Source organism: Streptococcus catagoni, assembly GCF_011421425.1.
Lineage (GTDB): Bacteria > Bacillota > Bacilli > Lactobacillales > Streptococcaceae > Streptococcus > Streptococcus catagoni.
In genome coordinates this window covers 60,888-78,905 of sequence record NZ_WPCW01000006.1, presented here as the reverse complement: position 1 = coordinate 78,905, position 18,018 = coordinate 60,888, and the positions used below count along the sequence as shown (strand labels likewise).

Annotated in this window: 17 protein-coding genes and 1 pseudogene; 16 read left to right on the top strand and 2 right to left on the bottom strand. The window is 37.9% G+C overall.

Going from position 1 to position 18,018, the window contains the following annotated elements; all coding sequences use genetic code 11:
* The 6 genes and pseudogenes from HBN42_RS10175 to HBN42_RS09555 form a co-directional block, all read left to right on the top strand.
* Nucleotides 1–134, top strand: a pseudogene (locus HBN42_RS10175) (tagatose-bisphosphate aldolase); the annotation flags it as partial.
* Nucleotides 135–479: 345 nt separating this feature from the next.
* Nucleotides 480–1,313, top strand: coding sequence for a PRD domain-containing protein (locus HBN42_RS09575; protein ID WP_165994799.1), 834 nt, complete (start codon nt 480–482; stop codon nt 1,311–1,313).
* Nucleotides 1,314–1,325: 12 nt separating this feature from the next.
* A complete protein-coding gene (locus tag HBN42_RS09570) occupies nt 1,326–1,646 on the top strand; it encodes a PTS lactose/cellobiose transporter subunit IIA (protein ID WP_165994798.1) in 321 nt (106 codons plus the stop codon).
* Entirely contained in the window at nt 1,643–3,448 is a 1,806-nt protein-coding gene (locus HBN42_RS09565; RefSeq protein WP_165994797.1) for a lactose-specific PTS transporter subunit EIIC, read from the top strand. The genes HBN42_RS09570 and HBN42_RS09565 overlap by 4 nt, the downstream gene beginning before the upstream one ends.
* Before the next feature lie 12 nt (nt 3,449–3,460).
* Nucleotides 3,461–4,867 carry a 6-phospho-beta-galactosidase gene (gene lacG / locus HBN42_RS09560; protein WP_165994796.1) on the top strand — a complete coding sequence of 469 codons (1,407 nt, stop codon included), beginning with the start codon at nt 3,461–3,463 and terminating at the stop codon, nt 4,865–4,867.
* Between the two features lie 231 nt (nt 4,868–5,098).
* On the top strand, nt 5,099–5,908 hold the full coding sequence (locus HBN42_RS09555; RefSeq protein WP_165994795.1) for a Cof-type HAD-IIB family hydrolase: 810 nt from the start codon (nt 5,099–5,101) through the stop codon (nt 5,906–5,908).
* A gap of 189 nt (nt 5,909–6,097) precedes the next feature.
* On the opposite strand, the gene HBN42_RS09550 is transcribed toward HBN42_RS09555, so the two are convergent.
* Entirely contained in the window at nt 6,098–6,658 is a 561-nt protein-coding gene (locus HBN42_RS09550) for a TetR/AcrR family transcriptional regulator (RefSeq protein WP_165994794.1), read from the bottom strand.
* 143 nt (nt 6,659–6,801) lie between these two features.
* Here HBN42_RS09550 and HBN42_RS09545 point away from each other — a divergent pair, with 143 nt between their 5' ends.
* Nucleotides 6,802–7,644 (top strand): DegV family protein, encoded by an 843-nt coding sequence (locus tag HBN42_RS09545; protein ID WP_165994793.1) that lies wholly within the window; start codon nt 6,802–6,804, stop codon nt 7,642–7,644.
* 37 nt (nt 7,645–7,681) lie between these two features.
* Here the strand turns inward: HBN42_RS09545 and HBN42_RS09540 are convergent, their stop codons facing one another.
* On the bottom strand, nt 7,682–8,344 hold the full coding sequence (locus HBN42_RS09540; RefSeq protein WP_165994792.1) for a fibrinogen-binding protein: 663 nt from the start codon (nt 8,342–8,344) through the stop codon (nt 7,682–7,684).
* A gap of 292 nt (nt 8,345–8,636) precedes the next feature.
* Between HBN42_RS09540 and nagA the strand changes: the two genes are divergently transcribed.
* The 9 genes from nagA (at nt 8,637) to HBN42_RS09495 (ending at nt 17,898) form a co-directional block, all read left to right on the top strand.
* Nucleotides 8,637–9,785, top strand: coding sequence for an N-acetylglucosamine-6-phosphate deacetylase (gene nagA, locus HBN42_RS09535; protein ID WP_165994791.1), 1,149 nt, complete (start codon nt 8,637–8,639; stop codon nt 9,783–9,785).
* Between the two features lie 268 nt (nt 9,786–10,053).
* On the top strand, nt 10,054–11,268 hold the full coding sequence (locus HBN42_RS09530) for a PTS sugar transporter subunit IIC (protein WP_165994790.1): 1,215 nt from the start codon (nt 10,054–10,056) through the stop codon (nt 11,266–11,268).
* The gene (locus tag HBN42_RS09525; RefSeq protein ID WP_165994789.1) at nt 11,252–12,100 is read left to right on the top strand and encodes an alpha/beta hydrolase; all 849 of its coding nucleotides are present in this window, start codon (nt 11,252–11,254) and stop codon (nt 12,098–12,100) included. The genes HBN42_RS09530 and HBN42_RS09525 overlap by 17 nt, the downstream gene beginning before the upstream one ends.
* Nucleotides 12,101–12,179: 79 nt before the next feature.
* Nucleotides 12,180–13,019: an aldo/keto reductase gene (locus HBN42_RS09520; RefSeq protein WP_165994788.1), complete on the top strand. Its 840-nt coding sequence runs from the start codon at nt 12,180–12,182 to the stop codon at nt 13,017–13,019.
* A 142-nt stretch (nt 13,020–13,161) separates the two neighbouring features.
* Entirely contained in the window at nt 13,162–13,677 is a 516-nt protein-coding gene (locus HBN42_RS09515) for an isoprenylcysteine carboxyl methyltransferase family protein (protein WP_207927440.1), read from the top strand.
* 463 nt (nt 13,678–14,140) lie between these two features.
* Nucleotides 14,141–15,058, top strand: a complete 918-nt coding sequence (glyQ, locus tag HBN42_RS09510) for a glycine--tRNA ligase subunit alpha (protein ID WP_165994787.1) — start codon at nt 14,141–14,143, stop codon at nt 15,056–15,058.
* Nucleotides 15,058–17,097, top strand: coding sequence for a glycine--tRNA ligase subunit beta (glyS, locus tag HBN42_RS09505; protein ID WP_165994786.1), 2,040 nt, complete (start codon nt 15,058–15,060; stop codon nt 17,095–17,097). The genes glyQ and glyS overlap by 1 nt, the downstream gene beginning before the upstream one ends.
* 27 nt (nt 17,098–17,124) lie before the next feature.
* The gene (locus HBN42_RS09500) at nt 17,125–17,382 is read left to right on the top strand and encodes a DUF896 family protein (protein ID WP_165994785.1); all 258 of its coding nucleotides are present in this window, start codon (nt 17,125–17,127) and stop codon (nt 17,380–17,382) included.
* Nucleotides 17,383–17,550: 168 nt separating this feature from the next.
* On the top strand, nt 17,551–17,898 hold the full coding sequence (locus tag HBN42_RS09495; RefSeq protein WP_165994784.1) for a PepSY domain-containing protein: 348 nt from the start codon (nt 17,551–17,553) through the stop codon (nt 17,896–17,898).
* Nucleotides 17,899–18,018 lie beyond the last annotated feature (120 nt).

Below are 18,018 nucleotides of genomic sequence, written 5' to 3'. Positions count from 1 at the left end.
TCCCTGTTTACATAGCAGAAGGTGAAGAGGCTGCTCGCCAGTGGTTGCGTACTGAAGGCTTTAGAAATATTGATGAGCTCAATAAGGTTCTAGAGAAAACGGCCACTTCCTGGGAAGAGAAAGTAAAGTCTTGAGATGATGGCCCTTTCAAGAGACCAGCTAGAGTTTAGCGAAAAGTCAGCTTAGCTCCAAAAATCATCTTAAAGGAATGGCATTAAATCTCCTTGCCTTTCCTTGCTTGATTTTATGGATAAGAAGATAAGAAGGTTCTTCCTTTGCTTTGGCAGTCTATTTAAGACCTACATCTTATTTTTGAAAAGGTTTACATTTTTTAATTGCTGTTATATAATAAGGCTAATATAAGCTTAATAGAGTGGATTGTAACTAAAGTTAATCTTAGGCAAGACCGCAAATGAATTAGAGTAAAGTCTCTGGTTGATTTGTGGTCTTTTTTTCTAAGTTTCAGATTGGAGGTCAGAATGTTTCGACTTATAAAGTCACTAAACAACAATGCAGCTTTGGTTAAAAATGAGAAAAATGAACAGGCTGTTCTAATGGGTTTGGGTATTAGCTTTCAAAAAAAGAAAGGAGATAGGATTGATAATGACAAGATAGAAAAGATTTTTTCCCTTAAAAACAATGATGCCAAGGAAAATTTTCTTCTATTATTAAAAGATATTCCCCTAGATTTCATAACAGTTACCTATGAGTTGATTGATACTATCAGCGAGCAATTTAACTATCCTATCCACCATTATCTCTATGTTACCCTTACCGACCATATTTACTTTGCCTATCAGGCTCTGCAAAAGGGGGAATATCAAGAAAGTCACTTGCCTGATATTTCAAAAGCCTATAAAGAGGAATATGAAATGGCCAGCTTTGCCTTAGAAATCATCAGAAAGCGCCTGCTAAAATCCTTTCCAGATGATGAAAGGGCAAGAATCGCTCTGCATTTTATTAATGCCAAAGGAGAAGAACAAAAGGAGAATCAAGACCAGGACAACCGTTCTAATAAGTTACTTACTGATGTTGAGTGTCAATTGCAAAAACATGGCATCAGCCGACAAGGCTCAAATGCCAATTATTATGACCGTTTTATGATTCATCTTACTTACTTTTTAACAAGTATTGATCGAAAAGAAATTGTCAATAATTCCATTCTCCAATTGGATAGCCAAGTGAGAAAGGAATATCCTAAAGCCTATGCCATTGGTAATTCTATCTACGACTTAATTGGTCAGGCTAGCGGACATCCCTTGAATGAAGCTGAACGTCTTTATATTGTTTTACATATTCAACGATTAATGTAATAAGGAGTAAAAATGACTAAAGAAGAATTAACACTATTAGGATTTGAAATTGTTGCCTATGCAGGTGATGCCAGATCTAAATTAATTGAAGCCCTAAATGCCGCGCAAAAGGGGGACTTTGACCAGGCAGAAATCCTTTGCCAGGCAGCTAATGACTGCATTATTGAAGCTCATAAGTCACAAACAGGTCTCTTACAGGCAGAAGCTCAAGGAGAAGATATTGCCTTTAGTGTGACTTTGATGCATGGTCAGGATCATTTGATGACAAGCATGCTCTTACAAGACATGATGAAACATATGATCGAACTTTATAAGAGAGGGAGTAAAAAATGAATACAATCATTTCCGCCTTAGAAAAACAAAAACCATTTTTTGAAAAACTATCAAGAAATATATATCTGAGAGCTATAAGAGATGGCTTTATTGCTATTATGCCTATAACCTTATTTGCCAGCTTATTTTTACTGATAGCCAATATCCCGCAGATATTCGGATTTGTCTGGCCAGAGGAGATAAAAGCTCTTATTGTCAAACCCTATTCCTATACAATGGGAATATTAGCCTTGCTGGTAACCGGTACAACAGCAAAATCTTTAACAGACTCTATGAATGTCAATCTTAAATTGGATCAAGAGATAAACTATCTGTCAACGATGATTGCATCTATATGTGGTTTTCTCATCTTAGCATCTGATCAAATAAGTCAGGTCCTCTCTAAAAAGGTTTCTATGGCTGGCTTTAGCTCAGCCAATCTGGGCACTACAGGTCTCTTATCAGCATTTATAGCAGCTTTTGTTGTCGTCAATGTTTATAAATTTTGTATGAAACACAATATTACCATAGAAATGCCCGCAGAAGTCCCACCTAATATTTCCAGAGTATTTAAGGATTTGTTTGCCTTTAGCTTTGCTATTTTGGTCCTGTACGCCTTGGATATAGCCGCTAGAAGTTTGCTAGGGGTAAATGTTGCACAATCAGTATCAACAGTATTGGCCCCGCTCTTTTCTTACGCTGATGGTATCGTGGGTGTTACTATCATATTTGGAGCCTACGCCTTATTCTGGTTTATAGGGATTCATGGCCCTTCAATAGTTGAACCGGCCATCATCAGTGTTATCTATTCTAATGTAGAAACAAATTATAATTTAATACAGTCTGGCCAACATACTGATAAGTTCATTACAACAGGGGTTGAAAACTTCATCGTAACCATGGGTGGTACAGGAGCCACACTTGTTGTTCCCTTTATCTTTATGTGGCTTGGAAAGTCTGAAAGAAATAAGGCTATCGGAAGAGCATCAGTCATACCAACCTTCTTTGGTGTCAATGAGCCCATACTTTTTGGCGGCCCCTTGGTGCTTAATCCCATTTTCTTCATTCCCTTTGTCTTTGCCCCTATTGCCAATATCTGGATCTTTAAATTTTTCATAGATATCCTAAAAATGGACAGTTTTAGTTATATTTTACCCTGGACAACCCCAGCTCCTATTGGTATTATCATAGGTACAGGCTTTCAATTTTTATCATTTGTCCTACCTATTTTATTAATCATAGTAGATACTCTGATTTATTACCCATTTTTTAAACTATATGATGAGCAAATTTTAGAAGAAGAAAGAAAAGGTCTCAATGCGACTCAGGTACAGTTAAAGGAAAAGGTTCTTAAAAACTTTGATACCAAAAAGACAGATAGCATCCTTGAAAAAGCAGGAGTGGCTCAAGTAGAAGAGCAAAGAAGACCAGATCAAGCAAAAACTGAAACTAGTCCTAAGAGTTCAGAACAGGCCACTGTTCACAGTCCTAGCTTAGAAGCTTCAGATCCCATCAATGTCTTGGTTCTCTGTGCAGGTGGTGGGACAAGTGGTCTTCTAGCAAATGCATTAAACAAAGCAGCAAAAGAAAATCAGGAAGCTATTCAGGCAAGAGCTGGAAGTTACGGTAGTCATAGGGAGATTCTACCCCATTATGACATAGTCGTCTTAGCTCCTCAGGTAGCATCAAACTATGAAGATATGAAGCGTGAGACAGATAAATTAGGCATTAAACTAGTAAAAACGGAAGGCCTTCAGTATATTGCACTAACACGTGATGGTAAAGGCTCAATAGATTTTATAAAAGAGCAATTAGATCACTAGAAAGGATTCGTCATGAGTAAGAGATTACCAGAAGATTTTATATTTGGTGGTGCCACAGCAGCCTATCAGGCAGAAGGTGCTACCCATACAGATGGCAAGGGCCCCGTTGCCTGGGACAAGTTTTTAGAAGACAATTATTGGTACACAGCTGAACCTGCCAGTGACTTCTATCACCAGTACCCAGTTGATTTGGCCTTGGCTGAAGAATTTAACCTTAATGGCATTCGCCTATCCATTGCCTGGTCACGGATTTTTCCTAGAGGTTTTGGTCAGGTCAATCAAAAGGGAGTTGATTTTTACCATGCCCTCTTTAAGGAATGCCTGAAAAGACATATCCAACCCTTTGTAACCCTGCATCACTTTGATACCCCAGAAGAACTGCATGCTAAGGGAGATTTTTTAAATAGGGAGACCATAGATCATTTTGTAGACTATGCTGCCTTTTGTTTTAAAGAATTTCCAGAGGTTAAGTATTGGACAAGCTTTAATGAAATTGGTCCCATTGGAGAAGGTCAATATTTAATTGGAAAATTTCCCCCAGGTATTAAATATGACTTGGCAAAAGTATTTCAATCACACCATAACATGATGGTAGCACATGCCCGTGCAGTTAAAATCTTCAAGGATGCCGGCTATCCTGGTGAAATTGGGATTGTCCATGCCCTACCAAGCAAATACCCCTTTGATAAAAATAATCCTGCAGATTGCAGAGCAGCAGAACTGGAAGACATTATTCATAATAAATTTCTCTTAGACGCTAGCCTTTTAGGTCGCTATTCCCAAGAGACCTTAGAAGGAGTTGAGGAGATTTTGCTAGCAAATGGTGGAGAGATGACCATTTTAGAAGCAGATTTATCTGACTTGGAAGCTGCAAAAGATTTAAATGATTTCTTGGGTATTAATTATTATATGAGTGACTGGATACGAGCCTTTGATGGAGAAAGTCAGATAGGCCATAATGATAAGGGAGAAAAAGGTGACTCTAAATACCAAATTAAGGGAGTAGGTCAGCGGGAATTTGAAGTGGATGTTCCAAGGACAGATTGGGACTGGATGATCTATCCCCAAGGACTCTATGACCAACTAATGCGCATCAAAAAGGATTATCCCGACTACAAAAAAATTTATATAACTGAGAATGGCTTGGGCTACAAAGATAAGCTTGTAGAGGAAACAGTTATGGACGATGCTAGAATTGACTATGTCAGACAGCATCTAGAAGTCGTTTCAGATGCTATCAGAGATGGTGTCAATGTTAAGGGTTATTTTATTTGGTCATTGATGGACGTTTTTTCATGGTCAAATGGCTATGAAAAACGTTATGGTTTATTCTATGTTGATTTTGAAACCCAAAAACGCTACCCCAAAAAAAGTGCTTATTGGTATAAAGAATTAGCCACTAACAAAATCATTCAGTAAAGAAAAGCTTCTTTGGCTAAACTACCTGTAAAGGCTCAGCTGGCTTGTATATTCTTTGTCTCTTACAAGTTTTCTCTGAAAAATAGTTAGCTACAAGCTGATGATTAAAAGAATTGATCACTTAGTTTACATTCTGCTCTCTCTTTTTAAGTGGAAAAATGTTAAACTAGTAGATGTTATTGATTGATTTTCATAAAGGAAAGATTACTGTAATTCAAAGAAAGGCTAGCTATGATTAAACTAATTGCAATTGATTTGGATGGAACACTTTTAAATAGTCAAAAAGAAATTCCAGAAGAAAACATTCGTGCTATCAAAGAAGCAACTGATAAGGGCACAAAAATTGTTGTCTGTACTGGTCGACCAAGCTCTGGAACCAAACCTTACTTTGACCAACTGGGCTTAAGTGAAGATGAATTTCTGATCTTAAACAATGGTTGTAGTACCTATGCCAGTCAAGGTTGGCGCCTCATTCATCATCAGGAATTAAGCCTGTCAGATGTGGCAGAATTGGAAAATCGTTGTCAAAATTTCCCAGGTGTCTATTTAACCTTAACCAGCGAAAACAATTACTATGTCTTATCAGATCATGTGCCTGAAATTGTACAAGCTGATGGCGACCTGGTTTTTACCAAGGTTAAAGCTATCCAGCTGCAAGAACTGAGCAAAAATGCGGAAATTGTTTTTCAAGCCATGTATATGGGAGAACCAAGTGCAATAGATCAATTTGAAAAGGAAGTGCGCTCAGACCTTGAAAAAGACTATAGTCTTGTTCGCAGCCAAGATTACATTTTAGAAGTCATGCCAGCAAATGTAACCAAAGCTTCAGCTTTGAAAAAATTAGCAGAAGACTTAAACTGTCAAGCCGACCAAGTAATGGCTATTGGTGATGCTCCCAATGATCTAGAAATGCTAAGTTTTGCAGGACTAGGAATAGCCATGGGTAATGCCAGCCAGCCTATAAAAGAAATGGCAGATGCTGTGACCTCTAGCTGTGATGAGGCAGGGGTTGCACAAGCTATCAGAAAATATGTCTTGTAAGTAAATAGAAGATCCCCAAGAGTGGGACAAGTGTAGTCATTAAGGATTTAGTTCTGTAAAGTAGAGAGCTAGATCCTTTTTCCTTGAAAGGATAGATGATCAGCTCATCCTAAGGGTCAAAGACAAGAGAAAAACATCCCAATTGTTAGAAATGATTTCTAACTTTTGAGATGTTCTTGACTTGGCTTATTATTGTAGCAATAATGGGAGTCCAATTGTTGCCATTTCCTCAGCAGATACACGCATTCCATCTTTAATCCAATTGGCCAATACTGAAACAATAGCATTGCTCCAAAAAAGGCGCGTGTAATGAGATTGTTGACTTTGTTTCCAACGGTGATAGGCTTTTAGCCGCCTACTTACAATTTGAATGACTAATTGTTGAAGATGGTTTTTATGGATGATTTTTAAGAGTTTTTCTTCTTTTTTGGCCTCTGTGAAGAGATAGTACCAAGCTTGATTGGCCTGGGTATTTAAATCAAAACATTTGAGTCTGCGAAAAATACGCCTGATAAGTGTATTTAAGAGATGGTTCAAGATATCTTCTTTAGAATTATAATTACGATAAAAAGCGTTTCTAGAAACTCCTGCCCTAGAGACTAGTTCAGAAATTGTAATTTGTGCCAAAGGCTTTGTTTCTAACAAAGTGAGTAAAGCTATCTCTAGTGATTCTCTGGAGAGGCTTTTAGCTTCTCTATTAAACTGCACTAGATTTTGAAGTGATTGGTTTGAAATGGTTTTTTCGGTCATCACAAATACCTTTCAAGTGTTACGTCTGACTATTTTTATAGCTTACAAAAAGCTATTAATGATATAATTTTATGGGAAAAGATTTGCTTTGTCAATTAATTGTAGGATCATGGTAAAAATAAAGAAAAAAGATGGAGATAAGAATGAGTTGGAAAATCGTAGTAGATTCAGGATGTGATCTGATAGAACTAAAAAATAGTGGAGGTAAGATCCTTTTTGAACGTGTGCCTCTGACACTAAGAATTGATGGTAAGGTTTATGTTGATAATCCAAAACTTGATGTAGATAAGATGATGGAGCACATGTATGAGACTGATTCAGCGACAACTTCAAGTTGTCCTAGTCCAGATGATTTCTTAAAAGTCTTTAACGGAGCAGATAATATCATAGCTATCACTATTACAGGTACCCTATCTGGTAGTCACAACAGTGCTAGATTAGCTCAGGAAATGCTCCAAGAAGAAGATCCAAGTGTCAATATTCACCTGATTGATTCCCTATCAGCTGGTGGTGAAATGGACTTGATTGTTCTTGAATTAGAAAGACTTATTAATCAAGGGTTGAGCTTTGAAGAGGTTGTCAAAGCTATTACGGAATACCAAAAGCATACTGGTCTCCTCTTTATCCTAGCAAGAGTGGATAATCTGGTAAAAAATGGCAGATTAAACAAGCTTTTAGGAAAGGTTGTTGGCTTTTTAAATATCCGCATGGTTGGAACAGCTAGTGAAGATGGCCGCTTAGAACTCCTCCAAAAGGCTCGAGGACAAAAGAAAGCCATTCAGGCCTTGATAGAAGAAATAGAAAAAGCTGGCTATAAGGGAGGTAGACTCCTTATTTGTCATAGGAAAAATGAGAAAATTTGCCAACAAATCACTGAAAAGATTCAAGAGAAATACCCAGATGCTCAGGTAGAAAGTTATCCAGCTTCAGGCCTATGTAGCTTCTATGCAGAAGACGAAGGTATATTGATGGGTTATGAAAAATAAAAAAGTGGATTAGGGTAACCTAATCTACTTTTTTATGTTATGGATTGGAAGGATTATTCCCAGCTCCTGCACCTGGATCAGCAGCTTTATTAGTATCTGAATTCTGATTAGCAGCAGGACTGGCAGGGTTAGCAACAGGTGGCTGATAAGAAGGTTGAGCTGCAGGATTTTGAGCTTGGCTGGCGTCATTAAGAGTGGCTGAGTCAGGACTTTGTAGGCCTGCAGCTGGTGCAGGTACTTGATATGTCTCACCAAAGATAGCATCTAACTTAGCTTGTAAAGTGGCTTTTTTGTCCTTGTTAGAAACAGCATCAATAGCTTTTTGTGCCTTTTCTTTATTTTCTAAGGATGGTAATTTCTTACTTTCTTCAATGGCTTTAAGTGCAGCCTCTTCTTTACTAAAGGCCTTTTTGACTATATCAAGCTTTTTTTGTAACTTTACTTTTTGAGCTGAATAGTGTAAGTCATTGAGAGATTTTTGTGCCTTTTCAAAGGTTTCTTTACTTGGTGATTTCTGTGCTTCTTTAATGGCTTTTTCAGCCTGGCTAAGCTTAAGAGAATTGGTGACTTTTTCTACTTTTTGAATATCAGTGCTCTTAACATCAGCAGCCTTTGAAAACTTTATATAGATAAAGCTGCCGAATAATAAGGTGATAAGACTTAAAATAAGAAAAATCTTCTCTGAATTTTGTTTTTTCATGTTACTCCTCAAGATTATCTTAATTGCTACTGCCATTATACACTTTAACAAAAAATAATAAAAGACTGAAAATAGTTAAACTTCCTTAATTCATAAAAGTTGAGAATCTTTAGTCAGGACTTGCTAGGGAAATGTTAGAAAAAAGTAGGTGATCAAGATAGTTGGCATCCTTCTTTTGGCTGACTTTATAATTTTAAAAAGGGCTTTAAATTTTGATAGTTTTCAAGTGGTATATACCATTTACAAAAAGAAAAAGAAAGCGTATAATTATGTAGAAAAGGGAGGAAAAAAGATGACAAGCTATATTAAAGCAGATTGCTTTTACTACTCAGACCAGGTCAAAGAAAATGGATACCTAGAAATAAAAGATGGCCGCTTTGGAAAGTGGACAGAAACTGTAGATGATCATGCAGAAGTTATTGACTATTCAGGTTACCAAATTGCTCCTGGACTGGTTGATACTCATATCCATGGCTATGCTGGTGCAGATGTGATGGATAATTCTGCACAGGGCATTCACAAGATGAGTGAAGGATTATTATCAACAGGGGTTACCTCGTTTTTACCAACAACCCTTACCTCTGATTTTGAGCATCTTAAAAAGGTTTCAGCTACCATTGCTTCAGAAGCCGATAAGGTTGAAGGAGCTAAGATACAAGGGATTTACTTTGAGGGACCTTATTTTACAGAAGAATTTAAAGGGGCTCAAAACCCTATTTATATGAAAAATCCTAGATTGGACGAATTTGAAGCTTGGCAAAAGGCGGCAAATGGTCTGATCAAAAAAATTGCTTTGGCGCCTGAACGTGAAGGGGTTGAAGACTTTGTGTCAACAGTGACCAAAGCAGGTGTTAGGGTTGCCCTAGGACATTCAAATGGAACTTATGCTCAAGCACATGAAGCTGTCAAAGCAGGTGCTAGTGTTTGGGTTCATGCTTATAATGGTATGCGTGGCCTAAACCATAGAGAACCAGGTATGGTTGGTGCGGTCTATAATATCCCAGGAACTTATGCTGAACTTATCTGTGATGGCCATCATGTTTCACCTGTAGCCTGTGATATTTTAATGCAGCAAAAGGGTCATAACCATGTTGCTCTGATTACAGACTGCATGAGAGCTGGTGGCTCTGCAGATGGTGACTATATGTTGGGTGAATTCCCTGTCATTGTTGAAAAAGGTACAGCCCGATTGAAAGACAGTGGCAGTTTAGCAGGTTCTATTTTAAAACTCAAGGATGCTATCAAAAATGTTGTTGCTTGGGGAATTGCCAGTCCTGCGGAAGCTATTCACATGTCTTCATATGTTCCTGCTGAGTCTGTTGGACTTGAAGATGTCTGTGGACAAATAAAAGAAGGCCATGCAGCTGATTTTATTGTCTTAGATAAGGACTTGGAACTCTGTGCAACTTACTTAGATGGTCAAAAGGTATTTGAAGCCTAAGTGTTCCTAGAAGGTCAGAAGAGATTAAAGTTATTCTCCTTAGAACTTGGATAAGAGTTCTATGGAAGAAAGCTTTGTCTCTTCTGTTTTTTCTTTGTCTTAAGCTCTTTAATGACTGCTTGAGTTGCTGTGAGTACAGGGTTAGCCACTTTTTTGTCTTTCAGAAGCTTTATTGATTTTTTCTTTAATTTAATGTGGTAAAATGTCAGTAAGAAATCCTTTTTTGACACTTAAATAAGGGGATAAATAGAGAACAGATGGAGAAGCCATGATCATTTTTAAGAAGGGTAAGTTTAAAGAAATGCCAGTCATTCTAAGAAATAGCCTTAGGCAGCTCATGCCCTTATCTCTTATTTATGCTTGGCTGCAGATAATGGATTCTGTCTTTTTAGCTCCGGATTCTTTTTTTGTTGAGACTAGTCATCTGGTCATTTATTCAGAAAGCTGGATGTTCTTTGCTTCACAAATGGTGCAGGTCTTTTCCAAGATTGTGATGACTATTATAGCCAGTTATTTTGTTTTTCTGATACTCATGTCCTATCAAGAACTACAAAAAAGACCGCCTTCTTTCTTACCAACTTTTGGTTTTCTTTTAACTTGGATCTTGTTTGGAGAAAGTGGCTTTAACAATCATTTTGTCCACCAGCCTTATTGGTTCTTGTTGGCACTTCTGGCCTTTTCCATCCTCTTTTTTGAAAAGAGAATAAAGTTTAAAAGTTCCCTTAGTCCAGCCATCATAGTGACAGTTCTAGTCTGCTTATCTGCCCACCTGGCTCATTATCTATCTATGGATAGTGACTTAAGTCCCAATAGTCTCTTGCAGGACTATCTCTCCAGTCTTATTGGGGATGGTCCAAGAAGTCTGTTACAGGTGATTTTGTGGTCGGGCTTAGCTATTTTCTTACAGGATTTTGGTCTTTTTGTGCCAGATATTTTACAAAAGCCAAGCAAGGAATTGCTTGTTTATAGTGAGAATCTTAATGCTACCCTTAGTAAACAGGTAGAGCATCTGCCTCACCTTTTTAGTTTTTATACTTTAAGAGATAGCTTTGCCATGTTTGGAGGCATTGGTATCCTCCTTGCTTTAGTCTTGGCAGTTTTGATTGAATCGCGAAGAGGACACAATAATGACAATCAAAGAATGGGATTTCTTTGTCTGGCTCCCATCCTCTTTGACCAAAACCTTCCTTTTTTGGTTGGTTTTCCCATTATCCTTCAACCTCTTTTTATTTTTCCCATGCTTGTCACAACAGCTCTGGCAGAAATTTTTGGAGCTATCTTACTGGCTTTGGGCTGGCTTAGTCCGGCCGTTTATAGTGTACCCAAAGGGACACCCAGCTTATTTTTTGGCTTTTTAGCTTCAAATGGGGACTGGCGTTATCTCTTTGTCATCCTAATTATTATCAGCTTTTCGGTGGTCATTTATTTGCCCTTTGTCAAGAGAGCCCTTAAGCAAGGAGGTTGTCATGAAGAAAATCTTTAACTCTTTTTGGATAGTGATCCTTGTCGCTACCTTTGTGACAATACTCTTTTCAGGTAAAGTTTATATCAATCGGGTCACTGAAAAAAAGACTATTTTATATAATTCTAAGATGTCACCTATCATTTTTGTTCCAGGTTCTAGTGCTAGCAATAACCGTTTTAATGATATGCTGGCAAGCTTTAATCTTGGCCACCAGAATCATAGTATTTTAAAGGTTCAAGTGTCCACCAAGAATCAGGTTAGCTATGAAGGGGCCATTAAAAGCAATGATGAGCACCCTTATATTGTCATAGCTTTTGACAATAATAATGATGGTTATGGGAATATCAAAGAACAGGCCAAATGGCTGGATATAGCCCTAAAAGATCTACAAGAACGTTATCAGTTCAAACGTTTCAATGCCGTAGGCCATTCTAATGGTGGGCTGAACTGGATCATTTACCTTGAGAAATACTATGGTTCTGAGAATTTTCAAATGGATAATCTCTTAACCATTGGGACACCTTATAACTTTGAAGAAAGCAATTTGTCAAACAAGACACAGATGCTAAAAGATTTGGAAAAGGAGAAGGCCAGTCTTCCTAAAAGCTTGGTGGTCTACAATTTAGCAGGTACTAATACCTTTGATGCTGATAAAATTGTTCCTTATGCCAGTGTCTTAGCAGGCAAATATATTTTTCAAAATGTGGTTAAACAGTATACTCAAGTGACTGTTACTGGAGACAAGGCAACGCATACAGACCTACCAAGTAATCCAGAAGTTATTCAATTTGTCGACGAAAAGCTCATATCACCTATCCATAAAGGCATGAAAGCTGGCAATAAAAACTAAGTTTTTGTCTGATAGTCCTTTTCCTTTTTGGTCAAATGAGAATTGTGATACAATATCTGTAAATTAAGGAGGTCATCTTATGGTAAAAACACTCAAAATGAACAATGCTTTAGAGATTCCAATTGTTGGCTTTGGTACCTTCAAGGCTGCTGATGGAGAAGAGGCTTATCAGTCCACGCTTGCCGCTATTAAGGCAGGTTACCGTCATATTGATACAGCGGCAATTTACAAAAATGAAGAAAGTGTTGGCCGGGCTATTAAAGATAGTGGCCTTGCTAGGGATCAATTATTCATTACAACTAAATTATGGAATGATGCTCACAGCTATGATAAAGCCAAAGAAGCTCTAGCAGCTTCCTTAGAAAGACTAGGGCTTGATTATGTGGACTTGTATTTGATTCACTGGCCAAATCCTAAGGTTGTCCGTGACCATTGGGAAGAGGCAAATGCAGAAGCTTGGCGCTATATGGAAGAAGCTCTTGCTAAGGGATTGGTTAAAACAATTGGGGTAAGTAACTTTATGGTTCATCACCTAGAGGCTTTGATGAAGACCGCAAAAATTCAGCCAGCTGTTAATCAGATAAGGCTAGCACCAGGTTGCTATCAGTCTGAAGTCATTAAATACTGTAAGGAACAGGGTATTCTATTGGAAGCTTGGAGTCCACTGGGGCAGGGTGAGATTTTTGAAAATAAAACCATGTTAGAAATGGCAGATAAGTACCAAAAATCAGTTGCCCAAGTAGCACTTGCCTGGTCATTATATGAAGGATTTATTCCCTTGCCAAAATCGGTACATGAAGATAGGATTAAAGTTAACTTAGATATTTTTGACATTACTTTGACCAAAGAAGATGCTAAAGTCATCAGAGAATTACCTGGCATGACAGAAATACCAGATCCTGATAACAAGGATTTTTAAAGAAGTTTAAAAGTTTGGTTTTTTTACGGTCAAATATTTTTATCATTTTATTGACAATTTTTTATCATTTATATATAATCTTTTTAGTTTTGAAAAATGATGAAAGATTGATGAGGTTAATTAATTGTTGATATCTTTTTTTATGATAAGCATGTTTGTCATTAGGCTTTTATTTTTAAAAGTGTCCATTGCAAATGAAAAAGAAATTATTGCTAATGGCGGTAAAGAGTTTGGCAAAACCAACTCACAATTTCTAACCCTTTTGCATATTATGGCTTATTTCTTCTCTTTCTCAGAGGCTCTTTTAAAACAAGTCCGTTTTGACTGGATAAGCTTTGTAGGACTGATTTTGATGGTTCTTTCCATGGCTATGCTTTACTGGGTAACGCAACTCTTAACAGGTATTTGGACTGTTAAACTGATGGTAGCAAAAGATCATCGCTATGTAGATCATTGGCTCTTTAGACAGGTTAAGCATCCCAATTATTTTTTAAATATCTGTCCAGAACTACTTGGTATCTTTCTACTTTGTCATGCTAGCATCACAGCTATGCTCATTATTCCATTTTACATACTTTCTCTTTACATCCGCATTCGTGAGGAAAACATGGTGCTTAGAGAATTCATTATACCAAATGGGAAACTCAAGGAAGACTAGCCCTCTGACCAATGATAAGGTCATAGACAATTTAAAAAAACTATGCTATATTAATAGGGAAAGAATAATTTTAATACTAGTCAGTAGCGAGTTCGGGACAGTGGGAGCCGAGTGATTTAGGTTAAAAGTAGGCACTTTCAAAGAATAGCATCTATAGCAAATGAAGACATAAAATAGGGTGGAACCGCGTTTCAACGCCCCTATACGTAGGTATAGGAGTTTTGGAAAACCTTCCACCTTTTTCTGTATCTTATTAAAGCTGTACTTTTATTTCACTGCCTATGCCATAAAAAGTTAACAAAGAAACCTTTCACAGGAGCTGTTCACTTATTTTCTTGCGTCATTAGCTGACAAGGGTTAATTCTTTAGGAAATGGAGCTGTCTTTGTATTAAAAGTTTAAAATGATCATCAACTGTTTCTTAGGAAAGAAACTATCATCACTATAAAAAGAAAGAGGAAAAAATGAGTAAGAAACTTAGTTTTCAAGAGATTATCTTGACCTTACAGCAATTTTGGAATGATAAGGGTTGCATGCTGATGCAGGCTTATGATAATGAGAAGGGGGCTGGTACCATGAGTCCCTATACTTTCCTTCGCGCCATTGGACCTGAACCATGGAATGCTGCCTACGTTGAACCTAGTCGTCGTCCAGCAGATGGACGCTACGGGGAAAATCCTAATAGACTTTACCAACACCATCAATTTCAGGTTGTTATGAAACCATCACCTTCTAATATTCAAGAATTGTATTTGGAATCACTTGAAAAATTAGGTATTAACCCACTTGAACATGATATTCGCTTTGTTGAAGATAATTGGGAAAATCCTTCCACTGGTTCTGCAGGACTGGGCTGGGAGGTATGGCTGGATGGTATGGAAATCACTCAGTTCACTTACTTCCAACAAGTTGGTGGTCTTGCTACAAGCCCTGTCACTGCAGAGGTAACCTATGGTTTAGAGCGTTTAGCTTCTTATATCCAAGAGGTTGACTCAGTCTATGATATTGAATGGGCGCCAGGTGTTAAATACGGAGAGATTTTCCTACAGCCTGAATATGAGCATTCCAAATATTCATTTGAGGTTTCAGACCAAGACATGCTCCTAGAGAACTTTGAAAAATTTGAAAAGGAAGCTGGTCGTGCCTTAGAATTAGACTTGGTTCACCCTGCCTACGACTATGTTTTGAAATGTTCCCATACCTTTAATCTTTTGGATGCTCGTGGTGCTGTTTCAGTTACAGAGCGGGCAGGCTATATTGCTCGTATTAGAAACTTGGCTCGCCTGGTAGCTAAAACCTTTGTGGCTGAACGTAAGAAACTCGGTTTTCCTCTATTGGATGAGGCAAGTCGGGCCCAATTACTAAAGGAGGATGCAGAATAATGGTTAAAAACTTACTTGTAGAACTTGGACTAGAAGAACTACCAGCCTATCTCATTACAGCCAGTGAGAAACAGCTGGGTGATAAGATGGCTGCATTCTTATCAGAGAACCGCCTGTCTTTTGAAAAGATTCAAACTTTTTCAACGCCAAGAAGATTGGCTGTTAGAGTGACTGGTCTAGCTGAAAAACAATCTGATTTAACAGAAGACTTTAAGGGGCCTTCTAAGAAAATTGCTTTGGATGACCAAGGGAATTTTTCAAAGGCAGCTCAAGGCTTTGTCCGTGGTAAAGGTCTAAGTGTAGAGGACATTGAATTTCGTGAGATCAAGGGCGAAGAATATGTCTATGTCACAAAGTTTGAAGAAGGAAAAATGGCTGAAGAGGTCTTGAAAAACATTCCAGGTCTTTTAGTCAGCTTAACTTTCCCAGTATCCATGCATTGGGCCTCAAATAGCTTTGAATATATCAGACCAGTTCATAGCCTCATTGTTCTCTTAGATGATCAAGCTTTGGATATGGATTTTCTTGATATTAAATCGGGACGCCAATCACGTGGCCATCGTTTCCTAGGACATGAAACTGAAGTAGGTCATGCAGATTCTTATGAAGAGGATCTCAAGGCAGTCTATGTTATTGCGAATGCCAAAGAACGTCAACAAATGATTATTGACCAGATTAGGGCTATCGAAGCAGTAGAAAATGTCCAGGTTGAGATTGATCAGGACTTGCTCAATGAAGTACTCAACCTGGTTGAATACCCAACAGCATTCATGGGCCATTTTGATGAAAAATATTTAGAAATACCGGAAGAAGTTTTAATTAGTTCGATGAAGAATCACCAAAGGTATTTTGTTGTTCGTGATCAGGCTGGAAAATTACTGCCAAGCTTTATTTCTGTTCGTAATGGAAATGACAAGCATATTGAGAATGTTATCAAAGGCAATGAAAAGGTTCTGATTGCTCGTTTAGAAGACGGAGAATTCTTCTGGCGTGAGGATCAAAAGTTGGCCATTTCTGATTTGATTGCAAAATTAAGACAGGTTACCTTCCATGAAAAAATAGGGTCACTGTCTGAACATATGGAAAGAACTGGCCTGATAGCTCAGTATCTAGCAGAAGAGATTGAACTTACAGAAGACGAAAGAAAAGCTCTTAAGCGTGCTAGTCAGATTTATAAGTTTGATTTACTGACAGGAATGGTAGGCGAATTTGATGAGCTGCAAGGTCTTATGGGTGAAAAGTATGCACTTTTAGCTGGAGAAGATAAGGCTGTAGCTACTGCAATCAGGGAACATTATTTACCTAGCTCAGCAGATGGTCCCTTACCTGAAAGTAAGGTCGGAGCAGTTTTAGCTTTGGCAGATAAATTGGATACCTTGCTATCATTCTTCTCAGTGGGCTTGATTCCATCTGGTTCTAATGATCCTTATGCTTTGAGACGTGCTACTCAGGGAATTGTTAGAATCCTTGAAGCCTTTGGCTGGAATATTTCCATGGATGACTTGATTGCCAGCTGTTATGACCTAACTTTTGACAGTTTAACCTATGCTAACCAAGGTCAAGTGATGGACTTCATCTCAGCACGTGTGGACAAGATAATGGGCTCTGCTATTCCAAAAGATATTCGTCAAGCAGTTCTTGCCAGCTCAAATTTCCAAGTTCCGCAAATGCTTGAAACAGCTCAGGCTCTAGTTGAGGCTTCAGAAAAAGCTTCCTATAAATCTGCTGTTGAAAACCTATCTCGTGCCTTTAATTTAGCCAAGAAGCTTGAAAATCAGGTCAGTGTGGATCCTGCACTATTTGAAAATGACCAAGAAAAAGCTTTGTATGAGGCTATTCAAGCTCTTGATTTAAAAGGTAGTGCTGCAGAGAAGATTGCTCAATTATTTGCTTTGAATGATACGATTGTCGCCTTTTTTGATCATACAATGGTTATGTCAGATAATGAAGCTCTTAAGGCTAATCGCCTAGCACTCCTAGACAGTCTCGTTAAAGAGGCTAAGAGTGTAGCAGCCTTTGATCAATTAAATACAAAGTAGTTAGTCAGCTAGTTTAAAGGAGTTTATATGGATCCTAAAAAAATTGCTCGTATCAATGAGCTTGCAAAGAAGAAAAAAACAGTGGGTTTAACTGGCCCAGAAAAGGTGGAACAAGCAGAGCTTCGTGAAGAGTACCTTGAAGGCTACCGACGCTCTGTACGCCATCATATTGAAGGCCTAAAAATTGTTGACGAAGAAGGAAATGATCTGACACCTGAAAAACTAAAACAAGTGCAAAGACAAAAGGGTCTGCATGGACGTTCACTCAATGATTTAGATCTATAAAAATATAAGAAAGCTTATGGGGTCTCATGGCCTCACAGGCTTTTTTTGTTAGAAACAGCTCTGGCACTTGGATTTGAAAGGGTTAGGGACTTTTAGCTAATAAAAATGTCAGCATTTTTTGAGCCAATATAGTAAAATGAAGAAAAAGGTGGAAAGAAGGTAGAACTTATGAAAATTAAAAAATTATCACTAATGCTCGTTACTTCTCTATCTGTTTTTGCTTTAGCGGCCTGCCAAAGTAATGGCCATAATTCTGATAAGACTGATAAAGCTGATAAAATGAGTCAGTCTAGTGAGAAAGTTATGACTGAAGCAAGGGCTAAAGAAATTGCCTTTAAAGATGCTAAGGTGGAAGATGCCAAAGTAAAAAATCTAACTGTCAAGAAAGAAAATGAAGATGGTAAGACAGTCTTTGACATCGAATTTGACCATAAAGACATGGAATACAACTATTCCATCGATGCCCATTCCGGAAAAATTCTGGAAAAATCCAAGGAATCTCTAGCAGATAAATAAGAGTGTTTAGGGTAGGCCTTTGGCCTATTACTGAGATCTTGTTGCTGCTAATGATAAGAAGGAGCAGAAAATGAGTTTTTAGCAAAACTTTGTTTTCTGCCCTTTTTTCATCTTATCATT